The organism is Aliikangiella sp. G2MR2-5 (assembly GCF_015687155.1).
GTDB lineage: Bacteria > Pseudomonadota > Gammaproteobacteria > Enterobacterales > Kangiellaceae > Aliikangiella.
On record NZ_JADPQF010000004.1, the window covers coordinates 504,785 to 523,161 of the forward strand.

General features: G+C 43.5%; 16 protein-coding genes. 9 read left to right on the plus strand and 7 right to left on the minus strand.

What is annotated here, in order from left to right; all coding sequences use genetic code 11:
• Window position 1: 1 nt before the first annotated feature.
• Window positions 2-241, minus strand: a complete 240-nt coding sequence (locus IYN84_RS15285; RefSeq protein ID WP_196140105.1) for a GrxA family glutaredoxin — start codon at window positions 239-241, stop codon at window positions 2-4.
• Window positions 242-480: 239 nt separating this feature from the next.
• On the opposite strand from IYN84_RS15285, the gene IYN84_RS15290 reads away from it, so the two are divergent.
• The 5 genes from IYN84_RS15290 (at window position 481) to tdh (ending at window position 8,947) form a co-directional block, all read left to right on the plus strand.
• A complete protein-coding gene (locus IYN84_RS15290; RefSeq protein ID WP_196140106.1) occupies window positions 481-5,082 on the plus strand; it encodes an EAL domain-containing protein in 4,602 nt (1,533 codons plus the stop codon).
• Window positions 5,083-5,273: 191 nt separating this feature from the next.
• On the plus strand, window positions 5,274-5,951 hold the full coding sequence (locus IYN84_RS15295; protein WP_196140107.1) for a hypothetical protein: 678 nt from the start codon (window positions 5,274-5,276) through the stop codon (window positions 5,949-5,951).
• 161 nt (window positions 5,952-6,112) lie between these two features.
• Complete coding sequence (locus IYN84_RS15300) at window positions 6,113-6,496, plus strand: YccF domain-containing protein (protein WP_196140108.1); 384 nt, start codon at window positions 6,113-6,115, stop codon at window positions 6,494-6,496.
• 176 nt (window positions 6,497-6,672) lie between these two features.
• A complete protein-coding gene (locus IYN84_RS15305; RefSeq protein ID WP_196140109.1) occupies window positions 6,673-7,869 on the plus strand; it encodes a glycine C-acetyltransferase in 1,197 nt (398 codons plus the stop codon).
• A 55-nt stretch (window positions 7,870-7,924) separates the two neighbouring features.
• The gene (tdh, locus tag IYN84_RS15310; RefSeq protein WP_196140110.1) at window positions 7,925-8,947 is read left to right on the plus strand and encodes an L-threonine 3-dehydrogenase; all 1,023 of its coding nucleotides are present in this window, start codon (window positions 7,925-7,927) and stop codon (window positions 8,945-8,947) included.
• 43 nt (window positions 8,948-8,990) lie between these two features.
• On the opposite strand, the gene IYN84_RS15315 is transcribed toward tdh, so the two are convergent.
• Together IYN84_RS15315 and IYN84_RS15320 are read right to left on the minus strand one after the other, a co-directional pair.
• The gene (locus tag IYN84_RS15315; RefSeq protein WP_196140111.1) at window positions 8,991-9,467 is read right to left on the minus strand and encodes a flagellar basal body-associated FliL family protein; all 477 of its coding nucleotides are present in this window, start codon (window positions 9,465-9,467) and stop codon (window positions 8,991-8,993) included.
• Between the two features lie 237 nt (window positions 9,468-9,704).
• A complete protein-coding gene (locus IYN84_RS15320) occupies window positions 9,705-9,869 on the minus strand; it encodes a rubredoxin (RefSeq protein ID WP_196140112.1) in 165 nt (54 codons plus the stop codon).
• A gap of 236 nt (window positions 9,870-10,105) precedes the next feature.
• On the opposite strand from IYN84_RS15320, the gene IYN84_RS15325 reads away from it, so the two are divergent.
• From IYN84_RS15325 to IYN84_RS15335, 3 genes are all read left to right on the plus strand, one after another.
• On the plus strand, window positions 10,106-10,597 hold the full coding sequence (locus tag IYN84_RS15325) for a chorismate lyase (protein WP_196140113.1): 492 nt from the start codon (window positions 10,106-10,108) through the stop codon (window positions 10,595-10,597).
• Window positions 10,598-10,713: 116 nt separating this feature from the next.
• Entirely contained in the window at window positions 10,714-11,619 is a 906-nt protein-coding gene (gene ubiA, locus IYN84_RS15330) for a 4-hydroxybenzoate octaprenyltransferase (RefSeq protein WP_196140114.1), read from the plus strand.
• 69 nt (window positions 11,620-11,688) lie between these two features.
• Window positions 11,689-12,084 (plus strand): response regulator, encoded by a 396-nt coding sequence (locus IYN84_RS15335; protein ID WP_196140115.1) that lies wholly within the window; start codon window positions 11,689-11,691, stop codon window positions 12,082-12,084.
• A 74-nt stretch (window positions 12,085-12,158) separates the two neighbouring features.
• On the opposite strand, the gene IYN84_RS15340 is transcribed toward IYN84_RS15335, so the two are convergent.
• The gene (locus IYN84_RS15340; protein ID WP_196140116.1) at window positions 12,159-13,208 is read right to left on the minus strand and encodes an RDD family protein; all 1,050 of its coding nucleotides are present in this window, start codon (window positions 13,206-13,208) and stop codon (window positions 12,159-12,161) included.
• Window positions 13,209-13,372: 164 nt separating this feature from the next.
• On the opposite strand from IYN84_RS15340, the gene creD reads away from it, so the two are divergent.
• Window positions 13,373-14,701 (plus strand): cell envelope integrity protein CreD, encoded by a 1,329-nt coding sequence (gene creD / locus IYN84_RS15345; RefSeq protein ID WP_196140117.1) that lies wholly within the window; start codon window positions 13,373-13,375, stop codon window positions 14,699-14,701.
• Window positions 14,702-14,844: 143 nt separating this feature from the next.
• Here the strand turns inward: creD and IYN84_RS15350 are convergent, their stop codons facing one another.
• The 3 genes from IYN84_RS15350 to IYN84_RS15360 are packed head-to-tail and all read right to left on the minus strand — an operon-like array spanning window position 14,845 to window position 18,375.
• Window positions 14,845-16,209 carry an NAD(P)/FAD-dependent oxidoreductase gene (locus IYN84_RS15350; RefSeq protein WP_196140118.1) on the minus strand — a complete coding sequence of 455 codons (1,365 nt, stop codon included), beginning with the start codon at window positions 16,207-16,209 and terminating at the stop codon, window positions 14,845-14,847.
• Window positions 16,209-17,528, minus strand: a complete 1,320-nt coding sequence (gene kynU / locus IYN84_RS15355; RefSeq protein ID WP_196140119.1) for a kynureninase — start codon at window positions 17,526-17,528, stop codon at window positions 16,209-16,211. Before kynU ends, IYN84_RS15350 begins: the two co-directional genes overlap by 1 nt.
• A 25-nt stretch (window positions 17,529-17,553) precedes the next feature.
• On the minus strand, window positions 17,554-18,375 hold the full coding sequence (locus IYN84_RS15360) for a cyclase family protein (RefSeq protein WP_196140120.1): 822 nt from the start codon (window positions 18,373-18,375) through the stop codon (window positions 17,554-17,556).
• Window positions 18,376-18,377: the final 2 nt, after the last annotated feature.

Genomic DNA, 18,377 nt, shown 5'->3' on the forward strand with positions numbered 1-18,377 from the left:
ACTATGCCATAGCTGAAACATAAGCTTCCAGGTCGTCAAAGCCTCCTATATGGGTCTCACCGTGAAAAACCTGTGGGACGGTATGAACAGGCTTGCCAATAGTCTTGGCCAAATCTTCTTTGCTGATACCTTCTTCCCAGATATCGACATATCGATAATCGAAAGACTTGATCTCGCAAAGCTGTTTAGCTCGAAGGCAGTAACCACAACCGGGGCGGCCGAAAATGGTAAATTTTTTCATTCGTAAACTTCCTCTAACAGTATGCGCGTTAAATGTGATTGCGTTGTTGTTGCAAAGAATACCAAACAATTTAATTTAGTCTAATTCAATGGAACTATGAAATCGATAGTATTTATATAACACTAATCGTGCTGAACTTAATATAAATTTGAGATAATTGTCGTAAATGACTGACTTAAAAGAGAAGGTCGGTTATATTTAATCTAACTGATAACTTAATTTCTTCCTGCTCCTTTCTGATGGGTTTAACTTCGACCGAGCATCAATACTTCAAGCACAATCTCATTGGGCTAATGCTCATTGTGCTTGCTGTGCTGTCGAGCCCCGTTTACCTAAGAGCAGAGTCTCTTTATCAATTCCACTCTTTGACTAAGAAAGATGGACTGGCTTCCAGCGTTGTTTTCGACACCGTTCAGGACTCTTATGGCTTTATCTGGCTGGCAACTGAAGATGGGTTGCAAAGATATGATGGGGCGGAATTAATCACCTATCGTCACAATAAAGAAAAACCCAACTCACTTTCCAGCAACCTGGTTAGGAGTCTTTACATCGATAAAACAGGCACTCTATGGGTCGGAACCGAGAGCGGCGTAAACATTTATCAACGAGAAAGTGATGACTTTCGAAGAGTGGGAACAGGAAAGGCGCCGGGGACTCGATTCGATTCAGACGTTATCCGCACCATATACCAAACTTCTGATGGCATTATCTGGGTTGGCACCGCGGCAGGATTAAATGCGCTTGATTTGAGCACCAACAAAATATTCAGTTACTCCGGATTTGACCACAAGGTCAGGGCCCTACTTGAAGACGAGCAAAAACAACTTTGGGTGGGGACTTTGGGAGGAGGAGTCTTTTTACTGGATAGAAGTCGAGAAAGTTTTCTTCCGGTTTCTTTGTTACCAGATGAAGCGTCTATTTCTGAGGGTGCTAATTATGTCGTGGATCTTTATCAGGACTCATTTGGAAGAATTCTCGTAGCAACCTGGGGCGAAGGGGTTTTCTTACTCAAACGCGACGAGCGTAAACTTTCGCGCTATCAGATAAATCTACCTAGCCAATATGTCTCTACCATTTTTCAGGATGCAGACAGCCTTTTATGGTTTGGAACCAGTATGGGGATTCTGGTTGTCGATCAAGCTAGTGAAGTTGAAAGAACTATAATTGCAGATAATCGTTATCAGTGGTCTCTACTTAACAATGCTATTCAACAAATTTTCCAAAGCCGAGATCAAACAATATGGATTGGTACTTATGGAGGCGGGATTAGTCGCTATTATCCAAGCAGTCACCAATTTGAATCATTCGGAATCCATCGAGATTCGCAACAAGGCTTGATCGACCCGGTCACTTACGCGCTAAGTGAAAATAGCAACGGTAAAATATGGGTTGGGAGTGAAAGTGGCCAGCTCGCATTATTCGATCCTTCAAGCAAAAGGTTTAAGCATTTTCCTTTAACACTTGAAGGCAGAGACTACCATTCAGCCATCCGTCACTTGCTGCAAATTTCCGAAGAAACTCTCCTGGTTGGTACAGAAGATGGACTCTATCGGTACGGCTTGACTGACGGACAGTTTTCTCGTGTCACGGATGATGCAGATCCATTATTGATGGCGGAGCAAGATATCATGTTCTTGCTTCTTGATGGAGAACAAAGGGTTTGGGTAGGTGTTGATGAAAAAGGTGTACAGGCTTATCGCTTGATGCAGGGTGGAACACTTAAAGCTATTAAGGGGTTATTTATTTCCTCGCCTTCACCTAAAGCTTTGTTAATTTCAAATAATAATCTGTTGATATTTGCAGGTCATCAGGAGCCAATTCAATATTTGCAGTTAAATGACCAGCCGCAAACAAACGGAGCCAGTCTTCAAAAGTTGAAGTCGGTAGTCGGTTCTGAAGATATTCAGGTTACCAATATGGCGATGGACTGGCAGGGACGTTTGTGGGTGGCAACTCAATCGAGTGGAATTAAAATCTATCAAAATGATACCAAGCCAATTTCACTGGGTGAGTCAGAAGGATTACCTAACAACAGTGTTTATGTTTTACTGGCTGATCGCAATACCAAAAAAATCTGGGCATCAACCAACCAGGGAGTTACGGCAATTAACGCTGAAAATCTGGAGCTAGAATCTTTTACCGTACTTGATGGCTTGCAGGGCGATGAATTTAATCTGCCGGGAATAAAAAGCAGCAATGGGTATCTCTATTTTGGAGGAGTAAGTGGTTTTAATCGCTTTTTCCCAACGGTAAAGAAAGAGCCTGTTGTAATGCTAGCTCCTCTGCTCACAGAGTTTTCCGTAGCCAATCAAAAAATTGCAATTGGCCCGAATAGTCTGCTGAGCCAGTCATTGATGTTGACCAAAAAAGTAACCCTTGAACATTGGCAGTTGCCTTTTAGCATTGGCTATACCAGCCCGCAATTTTTTGATGCTCGACAATTGCAGTTTCGTTACCGTCTTGTTGGATTAAGTGATAAATGGGTGCTGGCACAAAGCAACGAAAGAAAAGCTATCTATACCAATGTTCCTGCAGGAGATTATCAATTTCAGCTTCAGGTGGGAACGCAAAGTGGGAGCTGGTCTGCCGATATTAAAGAGCTACAAATTCGTGTTAATCCTCCGTGGTGGTTTACAACCAAGGCCAAAGTTAGTTATGTGATTACTGCTCTGGTGATATTGATGTTTATCGTCGGAATGATTTATCGGAGGAGGTATCAGGAAAAACTGTCGCGCCAGAAGCTTCAGGAGAGTGAAGAGCGATTGAAGCTTAGTTTGTGGGGCAGTGGTTATGAGTTCTGGGACTGGGACCTGAACACAGGTAAAGTTTCGCGATCAAACGAATATAAAAGAGTTCATATCGATTGTCATCGGCTGTCACGCAATCTGCTTGAATTGGCAAGTTACATACATCCAAGCGATCTGGATATGGTTCGGGAGAAATTGACCAATCATATTGCTGGAAATACTAAGTTCTTTGATATCTGTTACCGAGTGGTTGATGCTTTTCGCGGTTGGCGCTGGATTGAGGATCGAGGAAAAGTGGTTTCATTTAATCCCGATGGTAGTGCGATGCGAATGGCAGGAACTCAAAGAGACATAACCGATTTGCGTCAGCGCGATGCCCAATTTGAAATGTTTGGTAAAGCTTTTAACTCGACTTCTGATGGTGTTTGGATTCGAGATAGTGAGTGGCGACTGATTCAATGTAATCCGGCTTTTGAGAGGATTAGCGGATTTTCGCTATCCGAGAAATATGGAGAAGTACTTTGGTTTCCTGACTATCAAGAACAGCCTGAAAACTTGTTGCAAAGAATTCGAATGAGTATTGACGATAAAGGGAGCTGGCAAGGGGAAGTCTGGGCGGAAAGAAAAAATAGTGAACCGTTTCCGCAGAAGCTTAGTATCGATACATTAAAAGACGTTAACCAGGATATTCAGTATTATGTTGGCGTTTTTTCCGATATTACTTTCCACAAACGAACAGAAGAAGAGTTTCGTCGTCTAGCCAACTATGATTCGCTTACAGGGCTACCGAATCGTTCTTGTTTGTATGATCGACTAAATCAAACAATCGAAAAAACTCGTCGAGATAAAAGTCGGTTCGCTTTATTTATGATTGATGTCGATAACTTCAAGCGAATCAACGATTCTTTAGGTCATAGCGTGGGCGATATTTTGATCAGGCAAGTTGCGTCGCGCTTAGTAAACTGTAACAAAGAAGGTGATACAGTTGCAAGAATAGGCGGTGATGAATTTGTAATCGTGATGGAGAACATTCGTTCATCTTCTGCTGTAGCAGCTTTTTCTGAGCTTTTACTGAAAGAATTAAATCAACCCATATTTATTAAGGGGCAACAACTAAAGCTAAACTTTTCTATCGGTGTCACTCTTGGTCCGGATGATGCTATAGTCGCTGAGAGATTGATGCGCAACGCTGATACGGCTATGTACGAAGCGAAGAAGTCGATAGAGAATTCATATCGATTTTTCTCAGTTGAATTTAACGAAAGAGCGCGCAAGCGTCTTGAGCTGGAAAATGCATTAAGAAAAGCGATAGAAGAACAGACCATTGAAGTACATTATCAACCAAAAATTGATCTCTCTACCGGCAAAGTCTGTGGACTTGAAGCTCTCGCCCGATGGACGGATAAAAACCTGGGGTTCATTTCTCCCGCAGAGTTTATTCCTTTAGCTGAAGAAACCGGACTTATTTTACCTCTAGGAAATCTAATATTAACCAAAGCAATAAAAGATACCAAAAAGTGGGTTGATAATGATGAGTTACAGGGAAGAACGTCAGTTAATTTATCTGCAGTACAGTTCTGGAACAAGAATTTAGTTGATAGTATCGGGGCGTTACTGGTTAACGAATCTTTGTCTTCTGAGTTTATCGAATTAGAAATTACAGAAAGCGCCTGTATGCAGGATATTGAAGAGACCCGAGAACAGATGGATGCTTTGAAGTCACTAGGACTTTCATTGGCGCTTGATGATTTTGGTACAGGCTATTCTTCATTGGCTCAACTTAAAAAATTGCCATTTGATACCTTAAAAGTTGATAAGAGTTTTATTGATAATATTGATACCAATCAGCAGGATGCCAAAGTGGTTAAGGCGATTATCGACATTGCAAAAACCATGGAGATGCAGGTGGTTATTGAAGGGGTTGAGAGTAAGCAGCAATGCCAACACTTGTGGCTTAATCGAGCCTATATTGTTCAGGGATTTTATTTCAGTCGTCCGGTGCCTAAGCAGCAAGTATCCGAGCTACTTAAAAAACAATGGCAAAAGAAAGAATATCTGTCCAAGTTGTCATCTAATGTCACAATTTTGGGTTAGGCTAAACATAAAGCTATACCATCTCAATTAAACTAACTCTCTAATCTCTATAAGAGATATAACTTATTGATTCTTGTGAATCTTTTCTCGCACGCGATCAAGATCAATGGTTTTTTATAACGCAAAATCTAATATTTAATCACGTTCAATTATTCGTTATTTTTTGTACTCCACTATTTGAGGAATTTGTCATGAAAAAAGCTCTCTCTGGACTAGTTGTGCTTGTTTGCGCCAGTTTTCAATCCGACGCTGCGGTAGATGCACGAAGTCATAGCCTAGAGAAGGAACTCGCCAGTAATAAGGAATTATTTGTTAGTCATATGCTTAGCAGGGGGACTAAAGTCGATCCGCAAAGCCGGTTAGCACGCGGCACTAAAGTCGATCCGCAAAGTCAGTTGGCACGCGGCACTAAAGTCGATCCGCAAAGCCGGTTAGCACGCGGCACTAGAGTCGATCCGCAAAGTCAGTTGGCACGCGGCACTAAAGTTGATCCACAAAGTCAGTTAGCACGCGGCACTAAAGTCGATCCACAAAGCCGGTTAGCACGCGGCACCAAAGTCGATCCGCAAAGCCGGTTAGCACGCGGCATCAAAGTCGATCCGCAAAGCCGGTTAGCACGCGGCACCAAAGTCGATCCGCAAAGCCGGTTAGCACGCGGCACCAAAGTCGACCCGCAAAGCCGGTTAGCACGCGGCACCAAAGTCGATCCGCAAAGCCGATTAGCACGCGGCACCAAAGTCGATCCGCAAAACAGGTTAGCACGCGGCACCAAAGTCGATCCGCAAAGCCGGTTAGCACGCGGCACCAAAGTCGATCCGCAAAGTCAGTTAGTACGCGGCACCAAAGTCGATCTCTATATAATGGCTTAGTCAGAAAGCGTAATTATTAATTTATTTGCTCAATTGTTAATTATTTAAAAAAAGTAATTGAGCTGTTTTTAAGGTAACTCTTTGAGTTATAGGAAGATATTAATTGGCTCGCTTTTTGTATAGACTAAAAGAGTTTGCTTTGCTCTTTTGGGAAATATTACATGTCGATACTACTCAATATTCTTTGGATTATTTTTGGTGGTTTTTTTGTTTTTATGGGATACATCGCCGGCGGACTTGCGCTTTGCTTAACTATTATTGGAATACCCTGGGGAATACAGTGCTTTAAACTGGCTATTCTGGCTTTGTTTCCATTTGGTTCAGAGGTCACCAGTCGTTATCGTCAGTCTGCACCAACGGGCGGTATCAATATATTGCTAAATATCATCTGGTTGATATTTGGAGGGATCTGGGTCGTATTTAGCCATCTTTTCTGGGGAATTGCTCTCTGCGTAACCATTATCGGAATACCATTTGGTCTTCAACATTTCAAACTTATGAAGCTGGCATTCACTCCTTTTGGTAGAGATATTGTTGATTATTGATAACGTGTCAATATCATAGCGTTTATAGAGCCTAACCTTTATATTCCAGTGTTCACACACTCTTATTGTAAGGCTCCTGGTTGAACCAAAGCTTGAATAGTTTGGTTATTGGCTATTTTTCGGTAGAATTGCCCCTAATTAAAAAGATAGTCACCCTTTTAACCAGGAAGCCTTCCATGAGCAAATCATTTCTAGAGAATTTACAGGCACAAATTGATGAACTTCACCAAGTCGGGTTATACAAAGACGAGCGAGTCATCGATTCACAGCAGCAAGCTGATATCCATGTCACCAGCGGTGAAAATGTTATTAATTTTTGTGCAAACAACTACCTGGGCTTAGCCAATCATCCTGAGCTAATTCAAGCTGGGCAGAAAGGTTTGGAGCATTGGGGATACGGCCTTGCTTCTGTTCGTTTCATTTGCGGAACTCAAGCTGTGCACAAAGAGCTCGAGTCTCGTATCAGCCAGTTCTTGGGAATGGAAGATACCATTCTCTACTCTTCCTGTTTCGATGCGAATGGAGGACTTTTCGAGACGATTCTAACCGCAGATGATGCCATTATTTCGGATGCTCTAAACCATGCATCTATCATTGATGGAGTTCGTTTGTCCAAAGCAAAGAGATTTCGTTATGCCAACAACGACATGGTGGATCTTGAAAAGCAGTTAATTGCAGCCAATGAAGCCGGAGCTCGTTATAAATTAATTGCTACCGACGGTGTCTTTTCAATGGATGGTTATATCGCCAATTTAAAAGCCATATGTGATCTTGCTGACAAGTATGATGCGATGGTGATGGTGGATGATTCGCATGCTGTGGGCTTTGTCGGTGATAAAGGGCGTGGTACACATGAGCACTGCGATGTAATGGAGCGCGTCGATATCATTACCGGGACTTTAGGAAAGGCTCTGGGTGGTGCATCTGGTGGCTACACTTCTGGAAAAAAAGAAATCATTGAGTGGCTTCGTCAAAGATCTCGCCCTTATCTGTTTTCAAACACTTTAGCACCGGTTATCGCTTCAGCTTCAATCAAAGTCCTTGACCTGCTGGAAAGTGGTGGCGAACTTAGAGAAAAGCTGCGCAGCAATGCCTCTTATTTTAGAGAGAAAATGAGCGCACTGGGCTTTGATTTGTTACCTGGTGAACATCCGATTATTCCGGTAATGCTAGGTGATGCAGCTTTAGCTAAAAAGTTTGCAGATGAAATGCTAAAAGAAGGCATTTATGTGATCGGTTTTTCTTTCCCTGTTGTTCCGCAAGGACAGGCGAGGATTAGAACGCAGATGTCTGCAGCACATGACTTTTCGCATATAGATAAAGCCGTGGCAGCGTTTGAAAAAGTTGGCAAAAAGCTGGGTGTCATCAGCTAGACTGTAATTATGTTCGAAAAATACAATAATAAATTAATTTGATGAGGCTAAATCAATGAAGACCTTGGCAAAATCCCATCCTAAAGAAGGTATCTGGATGGAACAGGCAGACATTCCGGAAGTTGGCCACAATGACGTATTAATCAAAATAAAGAAGACTGCAATCTGCGGTACTGATGTTCATATTTATAATTGGGATGAATGGTCACAAAATACTATTCCGGTACCAATGACCGTTGGCCATGAATTTGTTGGCGTCATTGAGGCCGTCGGTCAGGAAGTACAGGGATTTGAAATCGGTGATCGTGTTTCAGGCGAAGGCCATATTACCTGTGGCCATTGCCGGAATTGCCGTGCCGGTCGTCGCCATTTATGTCGCAATACCTATGGTGTCGGAGTTAATCGTGCAGGGGCCTTTGCGGAATATCTGGTAATTCCAGCGGTCAATGCATTTAAACTGCCTGATGATATCAGTGATGATCTTGCGTCGATATTTGATCCTTTCGGTAATGCTGTACATACCGCACTTTCTTTTGATCTGGTTGGTGAAGATGTATTGATTACCGGGGCCGGGCCAATCGGTATTATGGCGGCAGCTGTTTGTCGCCATGTTGGTGCGCGCCATGTGGTCATCACCGACGTTAATGAATACCGCCTTGAGCTTGCGACAAAGTTGGGAGCTACCCGGACGGTTAACGTTGCCAATGAATCACTGGAAGAGGTTATGAAGGAGTTGGGTATGACCGAAGGATTCGATGTTGGCCTGGAAATGTCGGGCGTGCCTTCTGCTGTTCAGTCAATGCTAAAAACGATGAACAATGGTGGCAAGATCGCAATGTTGGGTATTCCTCCTTCTGATATGGCCGTGGATTGGAATCAGGTGATTTTTAAAGGCCTGGTAATCAAAGGGATTTATGGCCGGGAAATGTTTGAAACATGGTATAAAATGGTTTCACTATTGCAGTCTGGCCTCGATATTTCTCCAATCATTACTCACAAATTTAAAGTGGATGATTTCCAGCAGGGTTTCGATATCATGCGATCAGGCAAATCAGGTAAGGTTATACTTGAATGGTAACCAAGGACTGCACCTGGATTTAATTAAAGCATCTGGTGCAGTCTTATTGGTAAACATACTGGGTAAACAGCAAGTCTTCAACGATTGGTTCGCCCAGTTCTGCTTCGAGAATCGAAGCGACTCGATCTTTCGCCTGGATACGTAAATTTTCTCGTTGGTTAAGGTCAGTCACTATTTCTTTCGTTTGTCGATTAAAGAAATCGGTAAGGGCATCCTGAATCAATGGTAGGTGAGTAGCCAGTAGCTCATATTTTTCATCGCCTCTGACCACTATTTGCACCTGAACTACAATATAACCAAGGCGGCGGCCACTGTTTTGATAGAAGGTCATGACGTTGGGCGTTACCAGATAGTACTGTAGTGGAAGTTGAGGTTTACCCTCTTCCTCACTGTTTTCTTCTGTCTGTGCTGCTTCTTCAGCAGCACAGACCAGGGGAAAAGAAGCCGCTAGCGTGAGCAGAAATATTAGTAAGGCAAGTTTGACATAAGACGAAATAAGAAGTTGTTTCAGCATATCCATCAGAGAAGCAAACCCTTTGATTTTCTTAAATTTTCGAGGTCTTTAGCTGTAAGTATAGTCTGAAATTTTTCCTTTGCCGTGTTTTTAGCTTTGTTGCTACTACCTACTTACTTCAAACTCGTTGCCAGGTTGGAATAGGGGCTATGCAAGTGCTGGCATAGTTTTAAACTGCGAATGCGATAGAAAATTATCAAATAATGCCTGGGACTGTTTGTATCAAAAAATAGTATGGTCGACCTAGATTTCGACCATTTCAAAATCTTCTTTGCCAACTCCGCAATCGGGACATAGCCAGTCGCCGGGGACGTCTTCCCAACGAGTTCCGGGGGCGATACCATCTTCAGGCCAGCCCTTCTCTTCATCGTAAATCCAGCCGCAGACAATACATTCCCACTTTTTCATTAATATCTCACTAAACACGGAATTGAGTTAGGCGACTTTATATAGATTTTTTTCAGAAACTGCAAGCCAGGCAGGAAAAATAGCCGACGTTTGCGTAATTTCATACAGGTTTTTAGAAATCTTATCAAAATTGTGCAAAGATTTTGAAATTGGGAAAATGATGAGAGCCTAAATGGGGTGAGCAAATTCCTGGCTTTTGATATAATTCGCGCAGTTTAATTAAGGTTTAGTAACTTTTGAAGCCAGAGATATTTGCATTACTTTCCGATCGTGGGAGTTTAACTGGGCGATTTCAACAAGTCATGGGGGTAAAACCCAGGCTTACGCGACTTAGCCAGGGAAGAGAGTTTGTCTCAAAGCAAGAGCGTGAAATTTTAGGTATTCCTGAACGTGAAATGGCACTTGTTAGAGAGATCAAAATGGGAAAAGGTGAAAACAACTGGTTGTTCGCCCGAACCGTCGTTCCGAACTCTACACTGAGAGGTTCCGCGAGGCGAATTATTGGACTCAAAAACACTCCAATTGGTAAGATTCTGTTTGGGCGCCAAGGGGCATCCCGTACGAGTTTGAATGTCGAGTTAACCGAGAATTTACCGGTTCAAATTGAACGATTGAGGATTGAACTGCATCACCCGCTATGGCAGCGCCAATCAATTTTCGAGTTTGCAAGTGGCCCATTATTAGTTACTGAAGTATTTTTACCTGACTGCCCAATATATGATGTTTGAATAGGTTCAATTAAGAATCGATTACAAGCTGGTCTGGTTGGCAATCAAAAAATGAGTTTTCGATGCACTCTAATAAGCGCAAATCAAACATTACCTTTTGGGGAACGCTCCTTGAAATGACCAAGGAGACGTGGGAGTTGCGTAAAAAACTACTTCCTTCACCTTATTGGCAGGAACGTCTTCGACAGTATGGACTGTTGATGCGTGTCGATCGTCCGATAGGGACATTATTACTACTCTGGCCAACACTGTGGGCACTTTGGCTTGCCAATGAAAGTTTTCCTCCGGTTAGTTTGTTAGTGATATTTACCCTTGGAGTATTTTTGACTCGCTCTGCCGGTTGTGTAATCAACGACTTTGCCGATCGCCATTTTGATGGAAAAGTAGAGCGCACTAAAGAGCGTCCTCTGGCTAATGGACGAGTCACTGAAAAAGAAGCTTTGATGTTGTTTCTGGGGCTTTCCCTGACCGCATTTGGCTTAGTTCTCTTTTTGAATACCTTCTCAATTGCTCTATCTGTAATCGCGATTGCGATTGCTACCATCTACCCTTTTATGAAACGCGTAACCTATTTTCCTCAGGTTGTTCTGGGCGCTGCGTTTTCGATGGCAATTCCTATGGCGTTTGCTGCCAGTCAAAATCAGGTTCCTATGGCTGGGTGGCTACTTTATGTTGCTAACTTATTATGGGTGCTGGCATATGACACGCTTTATGGAATGGTTGATAAAAAAGATGACTTAAAAGTCGGTATCAAATCAACCGCGATTCTTTTTGGAGAGGCTGATTTGCAGATTATTGCCACCATCCAGGGATTTTTTCTGTTTGGTATGTTATTGGTCGGTGCACGGTTTGAACTTAACTATTGGTATTATTTAGGTCTTGCCCTGGCTGCGGGGTTAATTGTCTGGCAACTCTATTCATGTAGAAAGCGCAAACGAGAAGATTGTTTTAAAGCATTTCTGAATAATAATTGGGTCGGCGCGAGCATTTTTTGTGGTATTCTTTTAGCGAGGTTGACCTAGTAGGGAAGCGTTTAGATGCCAGAAGAAGGCGAGGGTCGATAGTTTTTTATTAGCATTATAGGATTATCAATGTCTGAAGTAGTATCGTCTGAAAAGATCCTGGTCGCAGAAGACGACTTTGCTAACCAACGGGTTGCCACTTTATTTCTTAAGAAACTTGGTTATCAGGTCGATATTGCCGAGAATGGACAAACCGCGGTCTCTCTGGCCAGCGAAAATACCTATGCACTGATTCTTATGGATTGTCAGATGCCGGTGATGGATGGGTTTGAGGCCACAAGAAAAATTCGTGTCGAGCAAGGGCCCAATCAGCAAGTGCCGATTATTGCCCTAACCGCCAATGTGGTTTGCGGGATTAATGGTGAATGCGAAAAGGCGGGTATGAACGATATTTTAAACAAGCCGGTTCAGCTCGAACAAATGAAGTCAATGTTGGAACGATGGATTTCGTCTCAAGCACACTAATCTCTATCGATAAAAAAACGCGCTTTTAATGCACGTTTTTTTATTTAGTTTTTACCACAAAACCGGGATCTTTCCTATTCCCGACAGTCTACCGGTAGATAACTGTCTTTCAGGTTTTGTGCGAAACATTTCCAGTCGTATTCACCACTTGAAGTAAGCTCCGGTGCTAGATAGATCATGCCATTACTCACAGCTTGAGGCTTGTTCAAATAGATTGCAATCGTACCATTTCTTTCCAGCTGTATTCGATAGTCAGCATGTTGATAATTGCTGGAATCGAGGCCGGTTTGCTCAAGACTTGATGGCCAGGTTCCTTGTTCCAGAGCAAATTCTGTTACTGCAGGTAACAGTTCTCTTGCTTGCGAGTAGGCTCCGTTAACCTGAACCCTCACTGTGTAATCATGATATGCAGGAATTGCTATTGCAGCCAAAATGCCGCCGACTGGAATAATGAGTACTAACGCAATGATAGCGATAATACCACCTGCTCCCATACCTCTTGGTGGATTCATATTTGCATTATAGATCTGCGCTGAGTCGAAATGTTTATTAACAACAACGCAGTTAGCGATCATATCATGCAAAGCCTGCTTTCGACCGGTGAAAGCCGCCATCAGATAACCTATCAACAAGGTCATGTTTGAAATTACGCCTGCCAGCTGTCTGCCTGCGGCGTGGACAAAACTCAGTCGCTGTCCTTGTATATCCGTTACCTTGATTCCCAGAGCTCTCTTTCCCAGAGTAGCTTGACCAGAAGAGCTTTCCAGTAACGCAAAGTACATCCACCTAAGAATAAAAAAACCGAAATACAGCAGCAAGACTTTTTGCCCCACTGCTACAGCATCGGAACTACCAAATGAAGTTAGCGAGATCCCCAGGCCAAACATTGCAATCAGGAAAGTAATAATAAAGATAACAATTGCATCGATAATATAAGCGATCAGCCGTTTCCAGAATCCCGCATAAATAAACTCTGCCGCCATATTAGGGGATTGATAGTTTTGTGCCGCAGGCGCTGAATAGGGGGAATTGTCGTTATTAGGTGAAACCGCGGTTCCGCAGTTTGTACAAAAGCGAGCTCCTGGTGTTATCGCCGAGCCACAATTAGCGCAGTGGTTACTCAAAATGAAGTCCTTTTATCGGGATTTTATCTGATGTTGCCAAGTTAAGGGGATGCTACCGAACTGTCAAGTTTTCGTCATGATTGGTCTGTTTAAAGCCATATTCTGAGTAGATTAGCTCCCCATCCTGGTTTTAAGCTTGAAGGCTTCTTTACAAGGAGCTCTTCATGAAATCATTATTAACGAATAAATATCTTTGGTTGCTCTTCATTATTTTCGCCCTGAATATTCCATTGGAAATGATTGAGCATCAGGTCGAGGAACGCAGCATGCAAAGGGACACCGCTAAAACCAGCGTAGCCAGAAGCTGGACCGGTGCTCAGAAAGTGCTGGGGCCTTTGTTGGTTATTCCCTACGAGCAAAAAAGCAATGTTCGTATTGCTTTAGGCGATGGTACATTTAAAACCGAAGAAAGGTGGCATAAAGTCTTGATGCCGGTGGCGGCTGAATCTCAGTCATCCCGCGTGAATATTCGAACCCAGACACTGAAAAAAGGTATTTATCCGGTACCCGTTTATACATCTTTGCAAGATGTGAATGCCAGCTTTAACCTGGAATCTGTAAAGGCTTTTTTTCGGGAAGAATCTGTCCGCCGGGTCGAAAAAGCCTATTTAAGTTTCGGCGTAGAGGATGTGCGCGGTATTCTAGGTAAGCCAAAACTCAGCGTTAATCAGGAGCCGACAGAAGTTGAGCCTGGAAGTAATCTGACATTCTTTCCATCAGGTGTTAACGCAACGGTTGAAGATAAGCTATTGACCGGCAAGTTGATTGAAGTTGTATTTAGCCTTGAGCTAAAAGGAATGGAAGCGTTAGAGTTTATTCCTCTGGGCAAAAGCAATTTTATCGAAGTAAATTCCGACTGGCCTCATCCGAACTTTATAGGCACATTTTTACCGACAGAAAGAGAAATAAATACTCAAGGATATTCTGCCCAATGGCAAACGGGCATTTTTGCAACGGATATAGTCAATGTACTGGAACGCTGTATGCGGTCGACTTGCGAAAACGGATTAATTGCCAGCCAGTTTGGGGTAAGACATATTCAGGCGGTGGATATCTATTTACAAACCTTGCGCTCGGTTAAGTATGGTATTCTGACAATTGTCGTGACCTTTGCCATATTCCTGCTGTATGAACTGGTAACGCGTAAAGCATCCATCCATCCAGTTGCCTATGCATTAACCGGTTTCTCGTTGGCGATTTTCTTTTTGCTATTGTTGGCCTTGTCAGAACATCTGACATTTATCTGGGCGTACTGGAGCGCCGCTCTTAGCTGTACATTATTGATCGGATACTATGTTCGCCATCAAACTCAAAGCGTAGGTGAAGGGGCTGGAATTTTTGTTGTACTCAATCTGTTTTTTCTGGTGCTCTATTTTATTATCGGTGCGGAAGATTACGCTTTATTGTCCGGGAGTTTCTTACTTTTTGTTCTTCTGGCGACGATAATGTTTGTTACACGAAAAGTCGACTGGTATCGACTGTCTCCAACCTGATCATAGTATTTTCACTTGAATGCTAGTCGATACTGGTTAGTCAGAGTATCAGTGGAATAAAAAACGCCAGCGACTTATTTGGTGCTGGCGTTTTTCTTTTATTGAATTGCTTGAACTACTAAGTTATTTAATAGAATGACCTGTCAAGGATTAAGCACCAGTGGTTGAAGCTTTGCCTTAACGAGTTCTTCAGCTTCTGAATAATCAACCTGTTCTACCGATTCTATGGATTTAGTCAACTGCTGCAAAATCTCTTCCTGAATACTGCCTCGACTTTGCGCTTCTGCATAAGGCAGTCGATGAAACATCACCATGGAATAGCGTGGGCAGAAGTAATCCGGGAATCGCTTTTCAAGTTCAAACGCTAATGCGCTTCGCATCAGAAACTTATCATCACGAACCGAATCACGCATGGTAATATAGTTTTCGATCGCCATATCGGCGATAGCGTTGCCATTAGGCTGACGTAACTTATCGGTTTCAGAAAATATTTTTTCCCAGTCACCGGCGTATTTCTTAATTTGCGCGTCCAGCTCACTGACATCTTCAAATCCGCAGTTCATTCCCTGGCCGTGGAATGGAACAACTGCGTGTGCAGCATCGCCGATCAACAGTGCTTTATCCTGATAGTGCCACGGACTGCATCTTACTGTTGCCAGGTGACCCGTGGGGTTTTCAAAATAATCTTTTTCCAGTTCCGGTAACAAGGGGACTGCGTCAGGAAAGTGTTCGGCAAAAAAGGCATTCAACTTATCTTTATCATTGATATTTTCAAAGCTTATTTCGCCGTCATTCGGCATAAACAATGTCACCGTGAAACTTTTATCAAGGTTGGGCAGGGCGATCAGCATGTAGCCGCCGCGAGGCCAGATATGTAGTGCATGAGGTTCCATCTGGAAGTCTCCGTCACTGCCTGCGGGAATACAAAGTTCTTTGTAGCTGTGACCCAATTGTTCAGCATAATTATGGTCCGAATGGACCGCATGGATTGCGTCACGAACTGCTGAGGCGCTACCATCAGTTCCTATCACCCGGGTAAAAGGCTTTTCATATTCTTTACCGGTAATTTCATCTTTCAATTGGAGTAGATTATTCTCAAAATCAACGCCAATACACTTTTGATTAAAGTGAATGTTGACATTACCTTCCGCTTCAGCCGCGTCCATACATAGCGTATTGAGATCGGCGCGGGAAACAGAGTAGATGACCTCTTCCTGTTTTTGTCCGTAGGGCTGCAGATTCAGATTTCCCTCAAGGTCGTGCACCATTCGACCTTTCATGGGAGTCAACATGGCGTTAACCTTGTCCATCAGGCCGACTTGTTCGAGAGGATAAATCCCGCGATTGGCCAGCGCCAGGTTAATCGAGCGGCCCGCGGAAATATTTTCCTTGCGCATATCCGACCGTCGTTCAAAAACTTCTACTTCGAATCCGCGTTTGGCCAGAAAAACTGCGGCCAAACTGCCCACCAGACCGGCACCGATCAGGGTGATTTTTTTATCACTCATTACTTTTCCTCCAGGCTGGTTTTAAGAATTTGAACAAAGCGATAACAATCTTCAAAGCTGTTATACAACGGCACCGGGGCTACCCGGATCACGTTAGGATAACGCCAGTCACCGGTGACCCCGGCTTGTTCGATACGTTCGAAAATAACTTTACCGTCAATACCATGAGTATCAACGGTTAAACTCAATTGGCTACCGTATTCCTGCTCGTTTTCCGGCGTCAGAATTTTAATATCCTCTCCCAGCTCATCTTTGAGCAGGAAGCGCAAGTAGTCAGTCAGCTTTCTGGATTTCTCGGCCAGTTTTCTTATGCCGCCGGCTTCTTTAATGGTATCCAGTGAAGCGCGAATCGCCGCCAAGGATAAAATCGGTGGGTTGGAAAGCTGCCAGGCTTCTGCGCTGTGCATCGGTTTAAAAGAGTTTTCCATTTTAAAGCGGTTGGATTTGTCGTGGCCCCACCAGCCGGCAAAGCGCGGAATGTTTTCGTCACTGTGATGGCGCTCATGTACAAAACAACCGGCGACCGAACCCGGGCCCGAATTTAAATATTTGTAACTACACCAACAGGCAAAGTCGACATTCCAGTCATGCAGCTGCATGACGATATTGCCGGCGGCATGGGCAAGATCAAAGCCCACCATGCAGCCTTTGTTGTGACCAGCCTCGGTGATTTCTTTCATTCTGAATACCTGCCCGGTGTAATACTGAACGCCCGGCAACATAATCAGCGCAATCGAATCGCCTTCTTTTTCGATGATGTCTAAAATATCCTGGTGGCGAATGGTTTCTTCACCGTCGCGAGGTTTAATCAGTATCATCGATTCTTTCGGATCGTAACCGTGAAACTTTATTTGCGATTCGACGGCATAGTGATCGGAAGGAAAAGCATGGTCTTCGATTAAAATTTTATGGCGTGATGCCGTCGGACGATAAAAGCTGACCATCATAAAATGCAGGTTAGCGGTCAAGGAATTCATCGCGACGACTTCGCTTTTATTCGCGCCGACGAGTTCGGCAAAACCTTCGCTTAAAAATTCGTGATAAGGCATCCAGGGATAATCGCCGGTGAAGTGACCTTTGACGCCGTATTTTTGCCATTGGGATAATTCAAAAGCCAAATATTCTTCTGTTTTTTTAGGCTGCAGCCCCAGTGAATTTCCGCACAGGTAGATCTCATCGCTACCGTCTGAGTGTTTGGGAATATGAAATTGTGTACGCATCGCGCCAATCGGATCTTGTTTATCCATTTTGCGGGCAAATTCGGGGCTATTTTTAAATTGCAGACCGTTTTCAGATTGAGAGGGATTTTCAAATTGCATGGTTTTTCTCGTAAAAAAATTGTTGTTAAAGCGCCACAAGTGGAATTAATTCCGGTCTCGAGGGAACTGCGTCAGTGACAATTTCAGGGATTTGCAAATTACACAAATAAAGTCCATCGGCAATATAACTATGAGCGTAAATCATTTCGGTAATCGTCTTGCTGAGAAAAGATGATTCGTTGATGCTCGTTTTGCCGGGGGGGACTCGCCAGAAAATTCGATGATTACTGAGCATACCTTCATCAAACATCTTATCCACCGAAGGAAAGTCCACCAGCAAGTGAGAGACACTTCTCTCGACAATATAGCGCATAGCATCGGCGGTTAAGTAAACCGGATAATTTGATTCGTCATAGCAGGCAACTTTTTTCTCTATACCATTTGGTTTAGTACGAATAACCAGACCTTCCAGTTGCGAGTCATCAAAGCTATCGAGCGCCGATTCAAGTGCGCGTCGGGAGATCACCAGATTGTCCGGGTCGAAGCCGGGGGTATAATGATCAGTCACCTCACTCGCTTTGCTGGGGGTTACCGAGATCAGAACACAAGGAAAAAGGTTGCTGCTAATCGCTTGATGAACCGGGATCATTTCATTGACAATATGTGAAATGGACTCAGTATGAGTGCCGTTGCAATGGGGAATGATGGTTAGCTGGTTTACATTACAGCTGCCGCCTCTTTTTGTATCACCAACAAAGCCGCCGCCTTCCAGAGTTTCGCTGGTACAGGCCGGTGCGCCAAAGTGACTGGGCTGCTCGCCATCAGGAAGCAAACTAATGGCTATCGATCTGGCCTCGCTTAAATCGGCAGAATAGTCTTTGTTATCTATTGTTAGTGAAATTTTCATGA